At 69.2% G+C, this 15708-nt stretch carries 15 protein-coding genes and 1 tRNA gene; 10 read left to right on the forward strand and 6 right to left on the reverse strand.

The features are described 5' to 3' along the window. Window positions 1-53: 53 nt before the first annotated feature. A complete protein-coding gene (locus OG900_25410) occupies window positions 54-359 on the forward strand; it encodes a hypothetical protein (protein WUH96095.1) in 306 nt (101 codons plus the stop codon). A gap of 112 nt (window positions 360-471) precedes the next feature. On the opposite strand, the gene OG900_25415 is transcribed toward OG900_25410, so the two are convergent. The 5 genes from OG900_25415 to OG900_25435 all read right to left on the reverse strand — a co-directional run bounded on the left by OG900_25415 (window position 472) and on the right by OG900_25435 (window position 5715). Beyond that, complete coding sequence (locus OG900_25415; protein ID WUH93126.1) at window positions 472-1149, reverse strand: hypothetical protein; 678 nt, start codon at window positions 1147-1149, stop codon at window positions 472-474. A 171-nt stretch (window positions 1150-1320) separates the two neighbouring features. Continuing rightward, window positions 1321-2178 carry an S-methyl-5'-thioadenosine phosphorylase gene (locus OG900_25420; protein WUH93127.1) on the reverse strand — a complete coding sequence of 286 codons (858 nt, stop codon included), beginning with the start codon at window positions 2176-2178 and terminating at the stop codon, window positions 1321-1323. Between the two features lie 102 nt (window positions 2179-2280). Then, window positions 2281-2610 carry an FmdB family transcriptional regulator gene (locus tag OG900_25425; GenBank protein ID WUH93128.1) on the reverse strand — a complete coding sequence of 110 codons (330 nt, stop codon included), beginning with the start codon at window positions 2608-2610 and terminating at the stop codon, window positions 2281-2283. 66 nt (window positions 2611-2676) lie between these two features. Next, window positions 2677-3987 (reverse strand): MFS transporter, encoded by a 1311-nt coding sequence (locus OG900_25430; GenBank protein WUH95915.1) that lies wholly within the window; start codon window positions 3985-3987, stop codon window positions 2677-2679. Between the two features lie 186 nt (window positions 3988-4173). Further along, window positions 4174-5715 (reverse strand): potassium/proton antiporter, encoded by a 1542-nt coding sequence (locus OG900_25435; GenBank protein ID WUH95916.1) that lies wholly within the window; start codon window positions 5713-5715, stop codon window positions 4174-4176. Window positions 5716-5858: 143 nt separating this feature from the next. Here OG900_25435 and OG900_25440 point away from each other — a divergent pair, with 143 nt between their 5' ends. Next, window positions 5859-8576, forward strand: a complete 2718-nt coding sequence (locus tag OG900_25440; protein ID WUH93129.1) for a penicillin acylase family protein — start codon at window positions 5859-5861, stop codon at window positions 8574-8576. Window positions 8577-8641: 65 nt separating this feature from the next. Here OG900_25440 and OG900_25445 read toward each other — a convergent pair whose 3' ends face one another. Continuing rightward, window positions 8642-9235 (reverse strand): 5-formyltetrahydrofolate cyclo-ligase, encoded by a 594-nt coding sequence (locus tag OG900_25445; GenBank protein WUH93130.1) that lies wholly within the window; start codon window positions 9233-9235, stop codon window positions 8642-8644. Between the two features lie 81 nt (window positions 9236-9316). Between OG900_25445 and galU the strand changes: the two genes are divergently transcribed. From galU to OG900_25485, 8 genes are all read left to right on the forward strand, one after another. Next, window positions 9317-10225 carry a UTP--glucose-1-phosphate uridylyltransferase GalU gene (gene galU, locus OG900_25450; protein ID WUH93131.1) on the forward strand — a complete coding sequence of 303 codons (909 nt, stop codon included), beginning with the start codon at window positions 9317-9319 and terminating at the stop codon, window positions 10223-10225. Further along, complete coding sequence (locus OG900_25455) at window positions 10222-11553, forward strand: molybdopterin molybdotransferase MoeA (protein ID WUH93132.1); 1332 nt, start codon at window positions 10222-10224, stop codon at window positions 11551-11553. Before galU ends, OG900_25455 begins: the two co-directional genes overlap by 4 nt. Before the next feature lie 88 nt (window positions 11554-11641). Then, window positions 11642-12124 (forward strand): cyclic pyranopterin monophosphate synthase MoaC, encoded by a 483-nt coding sequence (gene moaC, locus OG900_25460; protein ID WUH93133.1) that lies wholly within the window; start codon window positions 11642-11644, stop codon window positions 12122-12124. A gap of 17 nt (window positions 12125-12141) precedes the next feature. Continuing rightward, window positions 12142-12654 carry a MogA/MoaB family molybdenum cofactor biosynthesis protein gene (locus OG900_25465; protein ID WUH93134.1) on the forward strand — a complete coding sequence of 171 codons (513 nt, stop codon included), beginning with the start codon at window positions 12142-12144 and terminating at the stop codon, window positions 12652-12654. After that, window positions 12651-13271, forward strand: coding sequence for a GNAT family N-acetyltransferase (locus OG900_25470; GenBank protein WUH95917.1), 621 nt, complete (start codon window positions 12651-12653; stop codon window positions 13269-13271). The genes OG900_25465 and OG900_25470 overlap by 4 nt, the downstream gene beginning before the upstream one ends. Window positions 13272-13388: 117 nt before the next feature. Next, complete coding sequence (locus OG900_25475; GenBank protein ID WUH93135.1) at window positions 13389-14390, forward strand: hypothetical protein; 1002 nt, start codon at window positions 13389-13391, stop codon at window positions 14388-14390. A 68-nt stretch (window positions 14391-14458) separates the two neighbouring features. Continuing rightward, window positions 14459-14532: transfer RNA gene (locus OG900_25480), tRNA-Ala, on the forward strand. Between the two features lie 693 nt (window positions 14533-15225). Then, on the forward strand, window positions 15226-15708 hold the full coding sequence (locus OG900_25485; GenBank protein ID WUH93136.1) for a hypothetical protein: 483 nt from the start codon (window positions 15226-15228) through the stop codon (window positions 15706-15708).

The following is a 15708-nucleotide window of genomic DNA, read 5'->3' on the forward strand; positions in this document are numbered from 1 at the left end:
GCTTGGGTGCCGACTTCGACCGGCCGCGTGGCGCGGCGTCGTAGTCTTGAGCCATGAGCACCGCCGCAGACTCCGAGTACACCTCAGCCGCGGACGGGGCCCCGGGCTCCGGGGCGGGCGGCGGTACCGGGTCCGACGCCGTGTCCACGGCGGACTCCTCGACCGATGTGCCCCAGGCGCCGTCCGGCGTCGCCGCGTCGCCACGCACGGCGGCCGCGCCCGCGGCGTTGGTCTTCGACGACCCGTTCGACCGGCCGTCCGCGGACGACACCGATCGGGGCTGGGGCGACGCGCCGTCCGGGTCTGCGGACGACGACTTCACGCGCTTCCTCAGCCAGAAGCCGCCGCACCACCTCTGAAGCCACTCTGCGCCCGCGGTCAGCCCGCGCCACAGGACCAGGGTGATACCAGTGCGACGCAGATGTCGCGGAGCAGCGTGATCTCCAGCTCCTCCGTCACCGGCTCGGTGATTCAGCACAGTGCCACCGCCAGTGGGGACGACACGGCAGCGCCGGAGAGTGCTGCGGCGATACGTCGTGGAACGGCGAGGACAACCAACGCCCCGCCCATGGTGCCCGCGTCCGCGGTGGCAGTCGGCAGGTCGCTTCCCTCGGGTGTCGTGGGCGCGGTCTCGCCGCTCGGCTGCTCCGGGACGGCGACCACAGGTACCGCTGAGGCCACTACTCGCGATGCCGCCAGCACATCCACCCGGTCACCCGGCCGCAGCAGCCGCACCGCGCCCGCGTCCGTGATCCGCACGGGTGCCCTGACGATCTCGTCTGCCACGTCATGGATTCCACGGTCCGCCGCGAGGACTCGCGCCGGACTGTGTACGGCCACCGGCGCGCGCGGTGGAGATCCGTGGACAGCCGACACCGCCAAAGCGGCAGCCACCACCCCCAGCCCGAGTGCGAGCGGTTTGCGCCTGACCCGCAACGCCCGGGGCACCAGACGCCGGCCGCCGCGCCCCCCAGCCCTGATCGGCGGAAAGACCGGAACCGTGCAGCCCGGCGGGGCGTACGGCTCAGGGGCGGCCAGGTCAGCGGACCGTGCCGGGCCAGTTGGAGGGGGTGCCGGTTGCGAGAACAGCGAGATGTCGAAGCGTCCAGAAGCCGGGGCCGGGGCTGGTGCGGACGTGGATGTGCGCATGGAGAATCACCGCCGGGATGCGAGGGATTCGACCGGACATTCGGTCGACGTCTCCACCATCGCGCACATCGGAGACGGCGCGGCCGGTGCCTGTGGATAACTCCACCCCTGTGGATAACCTCGGGCAGGATCCCCGCCCACCCAGGCGTTTGCGACACCGGCCGTGGCCGATTACGGCAGCGTGATGCCCGGGTCCTGTCCGCCCAGGCCCTCGACGCACAGGCACTTGCGATCATCGTTGCCAGGCAGCGCTCCGATCACCTCGAAGAGCACGTCCCGCATTCGCCCGACATTCGCCGCGAAGACCTCGAGTACCTCCTCATGCGCGACGCCCTCGCCGGTGTCCGCACCCGCGTCCAGATCGGTCACCAGGGTCAGCGAGGTGTAGCAGAGGCCGATCTCCCGCGCGAGCACGGCCTCCGGGTGCCCGGTCATACCGACCACCGACCAGCCCTGGGCGGCATGCCAGAGTGATTCCGCGCGAGTGGAGAAGCGAGGCCCCTCCACTACGACGAGCGTTCCACCGTCCACAGCCTCCCACCCGCTTGCCCGGGCGGTACTCACCGCGGCCTTCCGGCCCACCGGGCAGTAAGGGTCGGCGAATGTCACGTGCACGACGTTCGGCACCTGGCCGTCAGCCCTGGCCTCCCCGTCGAAGTACGTCTGCGCTCGCGACTTCGTACGGTCCACGAGCTGGTCGGGCACGAGCAGGGTCCCGGGGCCGTATTGCGCGCGCAGCCCGCCGACGGCGCACGGGCCGAGGATCTGGCGTACTCCGACAGAGCGCAGCGCCCACAGGTTGGCCCGGTAATTGATCTTGTGCGGCGGCAGATGATGGTCACGTCCGTGCCTGGGTAGGAACGCCACTCGCCTGCCGGCCACCGCTCCGACGAAGAGTGAGTCGCTGGGCGGCCCGTACGGAGTATCGATTGTGACTTCGGTCACATCGTCAAGGAATGAGTAGAAGCCGGACCCGCCGATCACGCCGATCTCGGGCCGCTCCTGTTTCGCGTTGCTGCTCTGCACCATGCCGATCAGCCTAAGCCGGGCGGGCAACGCGACGAACCCCCGTCACCCATACGACGGAGGTTCGTAAGGTCACGCGGCCGCAGCGGCTCGTTGTCGAGCGCCTCAGGCGGCCGACGAGCTGCTCGAAGTGGACGAGGAGTCGGACGAACTCGAAGAGGACCCCGACGACGGCGAAGTCGACGAGGAGCTTCCGCTCGGCTTGCTTTCGCCGCCCGCGCTACCGCTCTTGGCGGCAGGCGCGCTGCTGGACGAGGAGCCACGGCTGTCGGTCCGGTAGAAGCCGGAGCCCTTGAAGACCACGCCCACGGCGGAGAACACCTTGCGCAGCCTTCCGCTGCAGTTGGGGCAAACGGTCAGCGCGTCATCGCTGAACTTCTGCACCGCCTCAAGGCCCTCGCCGCACTCGGTGCACTGGTATTGATACGTCGGCACTAGCTCCTCCTGGCACTCTCACTCAATGAGTGCTAACGACGCTCAATAGTGCAGCATTTCCGTGCGTCAGTCCACCGTGACCACCCGACGGTGACCGATCACACCTCCCGCTACCACGCTCCGAGGGGCCGGCACCAGGTCCCCGCGCAGGCCCGCGAGCATCACCAGCGCGATAACCGTGCCGGTCAGAGGCACGGTGAAGCCGGCGTGCGAACCGGCGTGGTCGGCCAGCAGACCCGCGACCGTGACCGCGGCCGCCTGGCCGAGCGCGACGGCTCCCGTCAGCCAGGTGAAGGCTTCAGTCCTCGCCGTGGCCGGTACGAGCGCGTCAACCAGCGTGTAGCCGGTGATCAGGGCCGGCGCTATGCACAGCCCCACCACCAGGCCGAGTACGCCGAGCACGGGCAGGGACTGCACTGCCCACAGCGGGACGCAGGCGAGCGTCAGGGCCGCGTATGCGAGCAGCAGACGCCGCCGGGGGCTGCGCCGCCATGCGATGGCGCCATAGGCCACGCCCGCCAGCATGTTGCCGGCCGCGAAGGTGCCGTAGACCACTCCGCTGAGGCCCGGGTGCCCGGCTTCCTGGGTGAAGGCGGTGATCGACACCTGCATACCGCCGAAGACGGCACCTATGCCGAGGAAAGCGATCACCAGCGGGCGTACTCCCGGCACGGACAGCGCCGAGCCGCGGCGGGGAGCACCGCCCGGCGCCGCACATTGCGGGACGGGGGCGGTCTTCCGTTGCGCCGCGAAAAGACTTCCCCCCGCGAGTGTCAGCGTCGCCTCGGCAATGAGCCCAGCCGCCGGGTGCACCCCCGTGCAGAGTGCTGTCGCGAGAACCGGTCCGATGACGAAGGTGAACTCATCGGTGACCGATTCGAAGGCGGCCGCCGTCTGCATGAGCGGCGACGGCCGGGCCGAGGCACCGTCCAGCGCCACCGCCCACCGGGAGCGCACCATCGGCCCGACCTGGGGCACGGTCGCCCCGGTCGGTACCGCCGCTGTGAACAGTGCCCAGGCGGGCGCGTGCATCAGCCCCAGTGCCACGAGGGCGCCCACAGAGACGGCGTGCAGCGCGATGCCGGGAACCAGCACGGCACGCTGGCCGAACCGGTCGGCGAGTCGTCCGCCGCGTGGTGCGCACACCGCCATGGCCACGCCTGTGGCTGCTGCGACGGCACCCGCGGTCCCGTAGGAGCCGGTGGTGTGCTCCACGAACAGCACCAAGCTGATCGTGAGCATGGCGAAGGGCTGTCGCGCAGCGAAGCCAGGAAGGACGAACGCCCACACCCCCGGCGTCCGCAGCAGCTGCCGGTAACCCGGCGTCCGGGCAGAGGCCTGCTTCGAGGAAGGTGACGGGGCGGGCGAGGTGGGCACCGTGGATGCCACAGCCTGGTCTTTCTGCTGCCTGGTAGCGCGGGCGCGGCGAAACGCCGTGAGATCGCGCCGAGAGCCGTCCGCTCAGCGCGGTGATCCGCGCCGGCTCTGCATCAGACAGGGGTTGCACTCGACAAATACCGGACCATGGTACGTGGCGGTGCGGCTGCTCCGTTCCCGAGGCCGTCAGGCCTGGTGCTGCGCGTCGCGGTGTCCGAGCCAGCTTGCCAGTTTGCCGCCGCGTCCCACGGCCCGCAGACGGTCCTCTGCGGCGTCCCGCACCGGGTCGGTGGCGACGACCAGCAGTTCGTCGCCCCGCCGCAGGCTGGTCGACGGCAGGGGCACGAAGCTGGCGCCGTCTCGGACGACGAGGGTGACGGCGGAGCCGGTCGGGAGTCGCAGCTCGTTGACCTCGACGCCGTGCATGCGCGAACCCTCGGGAATGGCGACGGAGAGCAGATGGCCTCGTAGCCGCTCAAGGGGCGCCGACTCGATACCCAGGTCCGCCGGGCCGCTGTTCGCCGCGAGGTGCAGGCGCCGGGCCAGCCACGGGAGTGTCGGGCCCTGCACGAGCGTGTAGAAAATCACCAGAACGAAGACAATATTGAAGATCCTGCGACTTTCGCCCACGCCGGCCACCATCGGAATGGTGGCCAGCACGATCGGTACCGCGCCGCGCAGCCCCGCCCACGACATCAGCGCCTGCTCGCGCCAGGGAATGCGGAACGGCAGCAGACTGATCACGACCTCCGCGGGTCGCGCGAGGACGGTCAGGAACAAGCCGATGATCAGGGCGGGCACGACGTCGTCACCCAGTTCGTGCGGTGTCACCAGCAGGCCGAGGAGTACGAACAGGCCGATCTGGGCGATCCAGCCCAGCCCCTCCGCGAAGCCGCGCGTCGCCGGACGGTGCGGCAGCTTCGCATTGCCGAGGATGAGTGAGGCCACGTAGACGGCGAGGAAGCCCGAGCCGTGCGCCATGGCGCCGGCCGCATAAGCCGCGACCGCGATGGCCATCACGGCGATCGGGTAGAGGCCGGAGGCCGGCAGGGCGACGTGCTTGAGGCCGTAGGCGCCGACCCAGCCCACGGCGATGCCGATCGCGGCGCCGATCAGCAGCTCAAGGAGGATTTCGCCGAGCAGGTAGTACCACGAGTCGATCGGCCCGGTCGACGAGAAGGCGACGACCATGATCACCACCGGTGCGTCGTTGAATCCGGACTCGGCCTCCAGGACGCCGGTCACGCGCTTGCGTAGCGGTACGTTGCGCAGCACTGAGAACACTGCGGCGGCATCGGTGGACGACACCACCGCGCCGATGATCAGCGACTGCCGCCAGTCGAGCCCCACCGCGTAATGTGCCGCGCCTGCGGTGATGAACACGCTCACCATGACGCCGACCGTCGACAGGACGGCGGCGATGGGCATGACGGGTTTGATCTCATGCCATTTAGTACCGAGCCCACCCTCTGCCAGAATCACCACAAGTGCGGCATAGCCGAGCACTTGGGTCAGCTCGACATTGTCAAAGGTGAAGCCGAACAGGCCGTCCTGGCCGATGGCGACCCCGATGCCGAGGTAGATGAGCAGCGTCGGCAGCCCGCTCCGGGAGGCCAGGCGGACGGCCACGACGGCAACCAGCAGCACTGCCGCGCCGACCAGCAGGATCTCATTCAGGTGGTGGACAGTCAGGGGCCTGGTCCTTTCAACTTTGTTGCCTAGTCTAATATTTTACCCTCTCTTGACGTTGCATGGTCCACCTTATGGCTGGTCCGACTCCGAGTCCGGGGCTCGCAGGGCATGCGCCTATGGTTGCCCTTGCACAACGAGCACCTTGATCATTGGTCCGCCCTGCCCCTCGAAGGACAGCGATGCCCGCACGGAAGAAGTCCCGCCGCGTCCGCTACATCGTGATCACGATCGTGCTGCTGCTCGTGGCGGGCGTCGGCTTCGGCTCGTACTGGAGCGTCAGTACGGTGCGCGCCTCATTCCCGCAGACGTCCGGCTCGCTCAAGCTCGCCGGGCTGTCCGCGCCGGTCGATGTCAAGCGCGACGCGTACGGCGTCCCGCAGGTCTACGCGGACACCCCGCAGGACCTCTACCGCGCGCAGGGCTACGTTCAGGCGCAGGACCGCTTCTACGAGATGGACGTACGCCGCCACCTCACCTCCGGCCGACTGTCGGAGATGTTCGGCAAGGGCCAGGTCGAGACGGACGCCTTCCTGCGCACCCTCAACTGGCACGGCATCGCGCAGGAGGAGTACAACACCAAGCTCGACGCCACCACCAAGCAGTATCTGCGGGCATACAGCGACGGCGTCAACGAGTACCTCAAGGACCACAGCGGCGCCGCCCTCTCCGTCGAGTACGCCGCTCTGAAGCTCAGCAACAACTACAGGCCGGAGCTGTGGACCCCCGTCGACTCGGTGGCCTGGCTCAAGGCGATGGCGTGGGATCTGCGCGGCAATATGCAGGACGAAATCGACCGCGCCCTGATGACGAGCCGACTCAGCCAGGCGCAGATCAAGCAGCTCTACCCCGCCTATCCCTACGACCGGAATCAGCCGATCGTCGATGCGGGCTCGGTCGACCCGATCACCGGTAACTACGCGCCGCCGGATTCGTCCGGCCCGCAAGGGCTGAGCAGTGCCGTCGACAGCCAACTCTCGGGCATCTCGCAGATCATCGACCAGATGCCGGCGATGCTCGGCCCGAGCGGCAGCGGCATCGGCTCCAACTCGTGGGTCGTGTCCGGTGACTACACCACCACGGGCAAGCCGCTGCTGGCGAACGACCCGCACCTGGCGCCGCAATTGCCTTCGCTCTGGTACCAGATGGGTCTGCACTGCCGGACAGTGAGCAGCGCCTGCCCGTACGACGTGACTGGCTACACCTTCTCGGGCATGCCCGGTGTGATCATCGGCCACAACCAGGACATCGCCTGGGGAATGACCAACCTGGGCGCCGACGTCACGGACCTGTACCTGGAGAAGGTGACTGCGAGCACCTACCTCCGCGACGGCAAGCAGGAGCCGTTCAAGACCCGCAAAGAGGTCATCAAGGTCGCAGGCGGCAAGGACCGCGTGATCACCGTGCGGGAGACCGACAACGGTCCGCTGATCTCCGACCGCAGTGACGAGATCCGCACCGTGGGACAGACCGCGCCGGTCACCGACGCCCCAGGCGGTGTCAACGCCGGATACGCGGTCGCCCTCAAGTGGACGGCACTCACCCCTTCGAAGACGATGGACGCCGTCTTCGAGCTCGACAGGGCCACCGACTTCGCCCACTTCCGGACCGCCGCCGCCGACTTCGCGGTGCCGTCGCAGAACCTGATCTACGCCGACACCAAGGGCAACATCGGCTACCAGGCGCCAGGACAGGTGCCGATCCGCTCAGCCGGCGACGACGGCACGTACCCCGTGCCCGGCTGGGACTCGCAATACGACTGGGGCCAGAACATCCCGTTCAAGTCCATGCCGTACGAGTACAACCCGCCCCGCGGGTACATAGTGACGGCCAACCAGGCGGTCATCGACCAGAGCAGGTACCCCTTCCTGCTCACCCAGGACTGGGGATACGGCACCCGCAGTCAGCGCATCAACGACCTCATCGCTTCCAAGATCAAGGACGGCGGCAAGGTCTCCATGGATGACATGCAGTCGATGCAGGGCGACGACAGCAGCGAGATCGCCAAGCTGCTGGTTCCCTACCTCCTGAAAGTCGACATCACCGACGACAAGAACAGCTATGTGCGCAACGCACAGAAACTGCTCGAGGGCTGGGACTACAACCAGGACGCCGACTCCGCCGCCGCGGCGTATTTCAACGCGGTGTGGCGCAACGTGCTCAAGCTCGCCTTCGGCAACAAGCTGCCGAAGGAACTGCGCCCCGAGGGGCAGTGCCTGCGGGTCCCGCCTGTCGGCCAGACCGGGCCGGTCGACAACCTCGACGGCAAGGGTGTCGTCACCGTGCAGGAGTGCGGTGAGCGCGACCCCGCCGAGGCGCAGCCGGACGGCGGCGACCGATGGTTCGAGGTGATGCGCAACATCCTCCCCGACTCGACCAACGCCTGGTGGACGATGTCCACCACCGCCTTCTTCGGCGTCGACACGAACAAGGCCCACCGCAGCAACCGTGACCAGTTGCTCGAGCAGGCCATGAAGGACGCCCGCTACGAACTCACCGCCGATCTGGGCAAGGACATAAACACCTGGAGCTGGGGCCGGCTGCACAAGCTCGACCTGAAGAACCAGACGCTCGGTACGGACGGCCCCGGCGTGATCAAGTGGCTGCTCAACCGCGGCCCCTGGCAGCTCAGCGGCGGTGAGGCGGCGGTGGACGCGACCGGCTGGAACGCGGCGGGCGGTTACGACGTCGTCTGGGTGCCCTCCATGCGGATGATCGTCAACCTCCAGGACTTCGACAAGTCCCGCTGGATCAACCTCACCGGTGCGTCAGGCCACGCGTACAACGCCCATTACACCGACCAGACCGACAAATGGGCCAACAACGAGCTGCTGCCCTGGTACTTCTCCGATGAGCAGGTGGACGGCGCGGCCAAGGCGAAGATGGCGCTGACTCCGTAACCCGGCGCACATGGCGTGCGGAAACGCAGCCCGACAGGGCCGCCGCTCACTTGTGCCGGAAAACGTCAACCGCGAAAGCGGTGTACCCCCCGCGGGGTGAGCGCGGCGTCCACGAGGTGGTCGTGCGGTTCGTCCGGGACCGACGCGACCACCTCGTGCGCGTAGAGAAGTACGACGAGCGCCGGGTGCGTAGCGGCCCGCAGGACGCGGTCGAGGGCGCGGTCGTACGAGCCGCCGCCACGGCCCAGGCGTACGCCGCGCGGGTCCACCGCGAGGCCCGGCAGCAGTATCAGGCGGGCGTGTGCGACAGCGTCAGGCCCCAGCCGGGGGCCGGTCGGCTCGAACAGCCCGCGCGCGGTGCGTACCAGCGCGTCGGGGCCGCGGTATTCGGCCCAGTCCAGGTCGTTGTCGGGCAGCAGGACGGGCAGCAGCACGCGGGTCCCGGCGTTCCGCATCGCTTCGACGAGCGGGCCGGTGCCGGGCTCCGAGCCCATCGAGACATAGGCGGCGACAGCTCCCTCGTCCGTGGTTCCAGGCAGGTCGCGTACTCTCTCCATCAGCGCCATAGCCGCGGCCTCACGCTCGTCGGCGGTCAACTCGCCTCTGGCGCGCAGGATTTGTGCCCGCAGCTTCGCTTTTTGCGCCCGAATCCCGCTCATACCATCCACGACCGCTGTATACCAGCCGTGAAGAGCTGGTACGTCACCTTCCACGCATACTTGAACGCTATGGTGTAGCGCATGACGCGCACACGTACCCGGATCAGCAAGGCTGTCATCCCAGCAGCCGGTCTCGGCACCCGCTTCCTGCCGGCGACAAAGGCGACACCCAAGGAAATGCTCCCTGTGGTGGACAAACCGGCGATCCAGTACGTGGTCGAGGAAGCCGTCTCGGCGCAATTGTCCGATGTGCTCATGATCACCGGTCGCAACAAGCGTCCCCTGGAGGACCACTTCGACCGCAACTACGAGCTGGAGGAGACGCTCACCCGCAAGGGTGACAAGTCGCGTCTGGCGAGGGTGCGGGAGTCGAGCGACCTGGCCACCATGCACTACGTACGCCAAGGCGACCCCAAGGGCCTGGGCCACGCGGTGCTGTGTGCGGAGCCGCATGTGGGGGACCAGCCGTTCGCCGTACTGCTCGGCGACGACCTGATCGACCCGCGGGACCGGCTGCTCGCCCGCATGATCGACGTGCAGGAGCAGTACGGCGGCAGCGTGATCGCGCTCATGGAAGTGGCACCCGAGCAGATCCACCTCTACGGTGCGGCCGCCATAGTGCCCACTGCCGACAGCGACGTCGTACGTGTCACCGACCTGGTGGAGAAGCCCGAGCCCGAGCAGTCGCCGTCCAATTACGCGATCATCGGCCGATACGTCCTGGATCCCGCCGTCTTCGACGCCATCAGGAAGGTCGTCCCCGGCCGCAACGACGAGATCCAGCTGACCGACGCCCTGCGCGACCTTTCCCACCGCGACGACACCGGCGGGCCTGTGCATGGCGTCGTCTTCACCGGCCGCCGCTACGACACCGGCGACCGGGGCGACTACCTCCGTGCGATTGTCCGACTGGCGTGCGAACGTGACGATCTGGGGCCGGAATTCCGGACCTGGCTGCGTTCGTACGTCACCGAGGAGATGCAAGAGTGAGCCATGGCGCCGACCGAGTGTGGTCCGTCACCGAACACCTGGACAGCATCCTCGCCCAGCTGGCCCCGCTAGAGGCGATCGAGCTGCAACTGCTCGAGGCCCAGGGCTGTGTGCTGGTCGAGGACGTCACCGTGCCGATGGCGCTGCCCCCGTTCGAGAACAGCTCCATGGACGGCTACGCGGTACGTGTCGCCGACACGGCGGCCGCGACGCTCGAGCACCCCGCTGTCCTGGAAGTGATCGGCGATGTGGCGGCGGGCAGCGACGCGCTGCCCGAGGTGGGTCCCGGCCAGGCCGCAAGGATCATGACGGGCGCCCCGCTGCCGCCCGGCGCCGAAGCGGTCGTCCCCGTCGAGTGGACGGACGGCGGTACCGGTGGCGGACCGGCCACCACCATGGCCGCGCACAGCATCGACCCGGCCGGTGCCGGCGGCGAGGTGCGGGTGCACCGGGGTGCCGAGAAGGGCCAGTTCGTACGGGCCCGCGGCAGCGACGTCGCGGCAGGCGAGCTGGCGCTCGCCGCGGGCACCGTCCTCGGCCCCCCGCAGATCGGCCTGCTGGCCGCCATCGGCCGCGGCACCGTCACCGTCAGGCCGCGCCCTCGGGTCGTCGTGCTGTCGACCGGCAGTGAGCTGGTCCAGCCGGGTGAGGAGCTGGGGCCCGGCCGTATCCATGACTCCAACAGCTACGTCCTCACCGCCGCCGCCCGTGACGCCGGAGCCATCGCCTACCGTGTCGGCGCCGTTGTCGACGAGGTCGAAACCCTGCGCGCCACCATCGAGGACCAGATGGTCCGCGCCGACATCATCGTCACCACCGGCGGCGTCAGCGTCGGCGCGTACGACGTCGTAAAAGAAGCGCTGTCCTGGCTCGGCGGCACAATGGACCACGCCGACGACGGTTCGGGCAGCGCCCCCGGCCACGTCGAATTCCGCAAGCTGGCCATGCAACCGGGCAAACCGCAGGGCTTCGGCCGGATCGGCCCCGACCGCATCCCGCTGCTGGCTCTGCCGGGCAACCCGGTCAGCGCCTACGTCTCGTTCGAGATCTTCGTCCGCCCCGCCATCCGGACGCTGATGGGCGCCGCGTCGGTGCACCGGGATGTCGTACGTGCCGCGTGCGTGACGGCGATCGACAGGTCGCCGGAAGGCCGGCGCCAATTCCTGCGGGGACGCTACGACCGGATCTCGGGCACCGTCACCCCGGTCGGCGGCGCCGGATCGCACCTCGTCGCCGCGCTCGCGCAAGCCAACGCGCTGATCGTCGTCCCCGAGGCCGTGACCTCGTTGGAGGCCGGCAGCGAGGTCGACGTCGTGGTGCTGGACTAGCGCTCCCGGCCGGTGCGCGCGGGGTCCCGGGGCGGCGAGCCGCTGCTGCCGGTACGGTGTCTGCCCTAGAGACCGCACCGGGAGAACGATGAGCAGCGCGCAGCATCACCTCACCCACCTCGACCAGGCAGGCGCGGCCCGTATGGTCGACGTCTCCGCCAAGGAGGTGACCGCCCGCACCGCACGTGCAAGCGGGCGGGTCCTGGTCAGCCCGGACGTCGTAGAACTGCTGCGCGGCGTCGGCGTGCCCAAAGGCGACGCACTGGCCACGGCGCGGATCGCGGGCATCATGGGCGCCAAGCGCACCCCTGAACTGATCCCGCTCTGCCATCCGCTGGCCGTCTCGGGGGTCACCGTCGACCTGGTGGTCGAGGACGACGCCGTGGAGATCACCGCCACGGTGAGGACCACTGACCGCACGGGTGTGGAAATGGAGGCGCTGACCGCTGTCAGCGTGGCGGCCCTCACCGTCGTCGACATGGTGAAAGCCGTGGACAAGGCGGCGGTGATCACCGATGTGCGCGTCGAGGACAAGACCGGTGGCAAGTCCGGCGACTGGCACCGGTCATGACGGGTGGTCCAGCCGTCATGCGGGCGCTCGCCGTGACCGCGTCCAATCGCGCTGCCGCAGGTGTCTACGAGGACCGTGGCGGGCCGCTGATCGTCGCCGCGCTGGAGGCCCTCGGGTTCACGGTCGACGGGCCTGAGGTCGTCGAGGACGGCGAGCCGGTCGGTCGGGCGCTGCGGGCGGCAGCCGCCGCCGGCTACGACGTGGTGGTCACCACCGGGGGCACCGGAATCTCACCGACCGACCGCACTCCCGAGGTGACGCGACAGGTGCTGGACTACGAAATCCCCGGTATTGCCGAGGCGATCCGCGCCGCGGGGCGGGAGAAGGTGCCGACCGCGGTGCTCTCCCGTGGCATCGCCGGAGTGGCGGGCCGCACCCTGGTGGTGAACCTTCCCGGGTCGACCGGTGGGGTCAAGGACGGGTTGGCGGTGATCACCCCTGTGCTGACGCACGCAGTTGATCAGATTCGGGGCGGCGATCATCCGACTTCCGCACCTTCGGAACCTTCAGTCCCTGGGAGACCGAGCTGAACGGGTCCTGGCCGACGGAACTGGTGGACGGTGACATCACCCTCCGCCCGATCAGAATGCGCGACCAGCGCGCATGGCGCGAGGTCAACCGGCGCAACCGCGAGTGGCTGCGCCCCTGGGAGGCGACCGTGCCGCCGGCGCCGCCCGGTCATATCGCGCAGCGGCCGACATATCGACAAATGGTGCGCCATCTGCGCAGCGAGGCGAGCTCCGGCCGCATGCTGCCGTTCGTCATCGACTACCAGGGCCGGTTGGCCGGCCAGCTCACCGTCGCAGGCATCACCTGGGGCTCGATGTGCTCCGCGCACGTCGGCTACTGGGTGGACGAGGCGGTGGCCGGCCGCGGGGTGATGCCGACGTCCGTCGCGCTCGCCGTCGACCACTGCTTCCGGCGGGTCGGACTGCACCGCGTCGAGGTGTGCATTCGACCCGAGAACGGGCCGAGCCGCCGGGTCGCGGAAAAGCTCGGCTTCCGGGAGGAAGGCCTCCGCCCGCGCTATCTCCATATCGACGGCGGCTGGCGCGACCACCTGGTCTACGCGCTGACCGCGGAGGAAGTACCCGAGGGGCTGCTCAACCGCTGGCACCAGGCGAAGCCCGGCGCATCCCAGAAATAAGACAATTGTTCGAAAATGAAGTCTATCGCAAAAAAATCTCGGCTTATCAGCCAGATCGTGCGACACACCGTGCCAAATTCCGTATGGCGTGTCTCGGTTCCCCCTACCGTGTAACGCGTGAGCAGTAGTGGCCTCATCTACGCAGTCATCGTCGGGGCCTGGGCTGCCTATCTGGTGCCGATGTGGCTCCGTAGGCAGGACGAGCTCAACGAAGCGCGGCCGACGGAACGCTTCAGCACCGCCATCCGGCTGCTGTCCGGGCGGGCGGCGATGGAGCGGCGCGTCGCCAAAGCGCGAGGTGAGAGCGTCGAGCCCGGTAGCGGCGACGTCGAGGGCGACCTCGACCCCGCGGACGTCGTGGACGTCCGCGGCCTTGCCGTGCCCGCGACCGAGGTGCGCCCCGCCGTCGGCCGCGAGCGTGCGGCGGCATCCGGCGCGACACGCCCGGACCCCCGCGCCCAGGTGCTGGCCAGGCGCCGCCGTACGACGACGCTCCTCTTCCTGGGTTTCACCGTCGGAGCAGTCGCCGCGGCAGTGGGCGGCGTCGCGCTGCTCTGGGCGCCCGCGATCCCGGCCGCACTGCTGACGGTCTACATCGGCCAGATGCGCCGCCAGGAGCGTCGCCGCTACGAGGTGCGCCTGGACCAGCGCCACGCCGCCGAGGCGGCACGGCGCCTGCGTGCCCGGCCCGACCGCGCCCGTCAGGAGCGCGCCAGGGCCGAACTGCCGGCCGCGCCCGCCGAGGAAGCCGCGCCGCCCGCTCCGACGGTTCCCGCGCCTTCGCCGCGTACCGCCGACCGCCGCGCCCTGGTCGAGCAGACGGACCACGCCGAATGGGTCGACCAGCAGCGCGCCCAGCAGTCCTCCGACGACGGCTGGGACCCGGTACCGGTGCCGCTGCCCACCTATGTCACGGCCCCGGTCGCGCCGCGCACCACCGACGGCATCGACCTGGGCGCGGCCGACACCTGGAGTTCGGCCCGCTCGGGCACGACGCCGACACCTGAGCCCGCCGCGCCGCCGGCGGCTCCCACAGGTCGCCCCCGTCCGCGGACGACCCGCACGCCGCTCTTCGACCAGTACGCAGACCCCGACCGCCCGCGTGCGGCGAACGAGTAGCCCTCCCGCCAGCCGATATCGCGTTCACGACCACCCGTGCCGGGATGCTAGAGTTTCCTTCGTCGCAAGGGCCTGTGGCGCAGTCCGGTAGCGCACCTCGTTCGCATCGAGGGGGTCAGGGGTTCGAATCCCCTCAGGTCCACCGCAGTTCAAAGCCCCTCTCGGGTGTAATCCGGGAGGGGTTTTAGCGCGCTGTACAGCTGCAAAGTACAGCAGCTACTTTCGATCTTGATGGCCCAGGCGCTTGCCGAGCCCACGCAGCGCCTTACGGGGCGCCTCGGAGGGTTTGTGCGTGTAGGCCTCCATCGTTGCGGCGATCTTGCTGTGCCGGAGGATCTCCACGGCGACCCGGGGATGCACGTCGAGCGCGGCCGGCGGGGAGCCGCACGTATGCCGGGTGTCGGCAGCCTGATCCGTCGCACCCCCGCTTTGTCCGTGCGGCGGGTGGACGAGCGGTTGAAGTTGCGGGGCTCGACGGACTGACCCGGTCCGTGGCGGGCGGCCTCCTCGTCCGTGATGGGCCGTTGTCTGGGGGGCAGTGTTGTTTCTCATGCGGATACGGCGTTTGGGCCGCTCGGCATCCGGTGTGGCCGCTGGTGGGAACGCGCGCGGGTTCCCCGCGATCAACCGGCGACAAATAGCAGTCCTTTCCTCCGGAATCCGTCGACAGGTAGAACTCCCTCGTTTGCCCTGGCTGTGAAGGTCTCTTCGCAGCCTGTGACCGGAGGAGGGGTCTGTGACCAGAAGGTGGGGGGGTGCCTGGCGCGCTGCGCCGGGTGGCTTTGTCGGGACGCCGTCGTCGCGGTGGCTACGGCGGACAGCCGTGGTGGCGGTGATGGCGCTGGCCGTGGAGACGGCGACGCTGGCGGGGGAATCAGGGATCGCCGTGGCCGCTCCGCGTTCCGCGGATTCGACGCAGCAGAGCGCCGCTGCGCCGGCGCCGTCCTACGGTCCTGCGCAGGCGCAGGATCTCGCGTCGGCGCGGCTGATGGCCAGGATGCAGAAGCGCCGGATCGAGGCGCTGGGGGAGCGCACCGACGCGTCGCAGACGTTCGTGAACGCGGACGGCACGGTGACGTACACGGCGTTCGCGCAGCCGAAGTGGGCGAAGCGCAACGGTTCGTGGGTCGATCTGGACGCCACGCTGAAGGTGGGGGCGGACGGGGCGGTCGCTCCGGTGGCGTCGGAATCGGCTCTGACGCTGTCCGGCGGTGGTTCCGGTCCGCTGGCGACGATGGCGGTGGATGGCCGGACGGTGTCGCTGACGTGGCCGTCGCGGCTTCCCGTGCCGACGCTGTCGGGTCCGACGGCGACGTAG

Source organism: Streptomyces sp. NBC_00433 (genome assembly GCA_036015235.1).
In the GTDB taxonomy this organism is placed as follows: domain Bacteria; phylum Actinomycetota; class Actinomycetes; order Streptomycetales; family Streptomycetaceae; genus Actinacidiphila.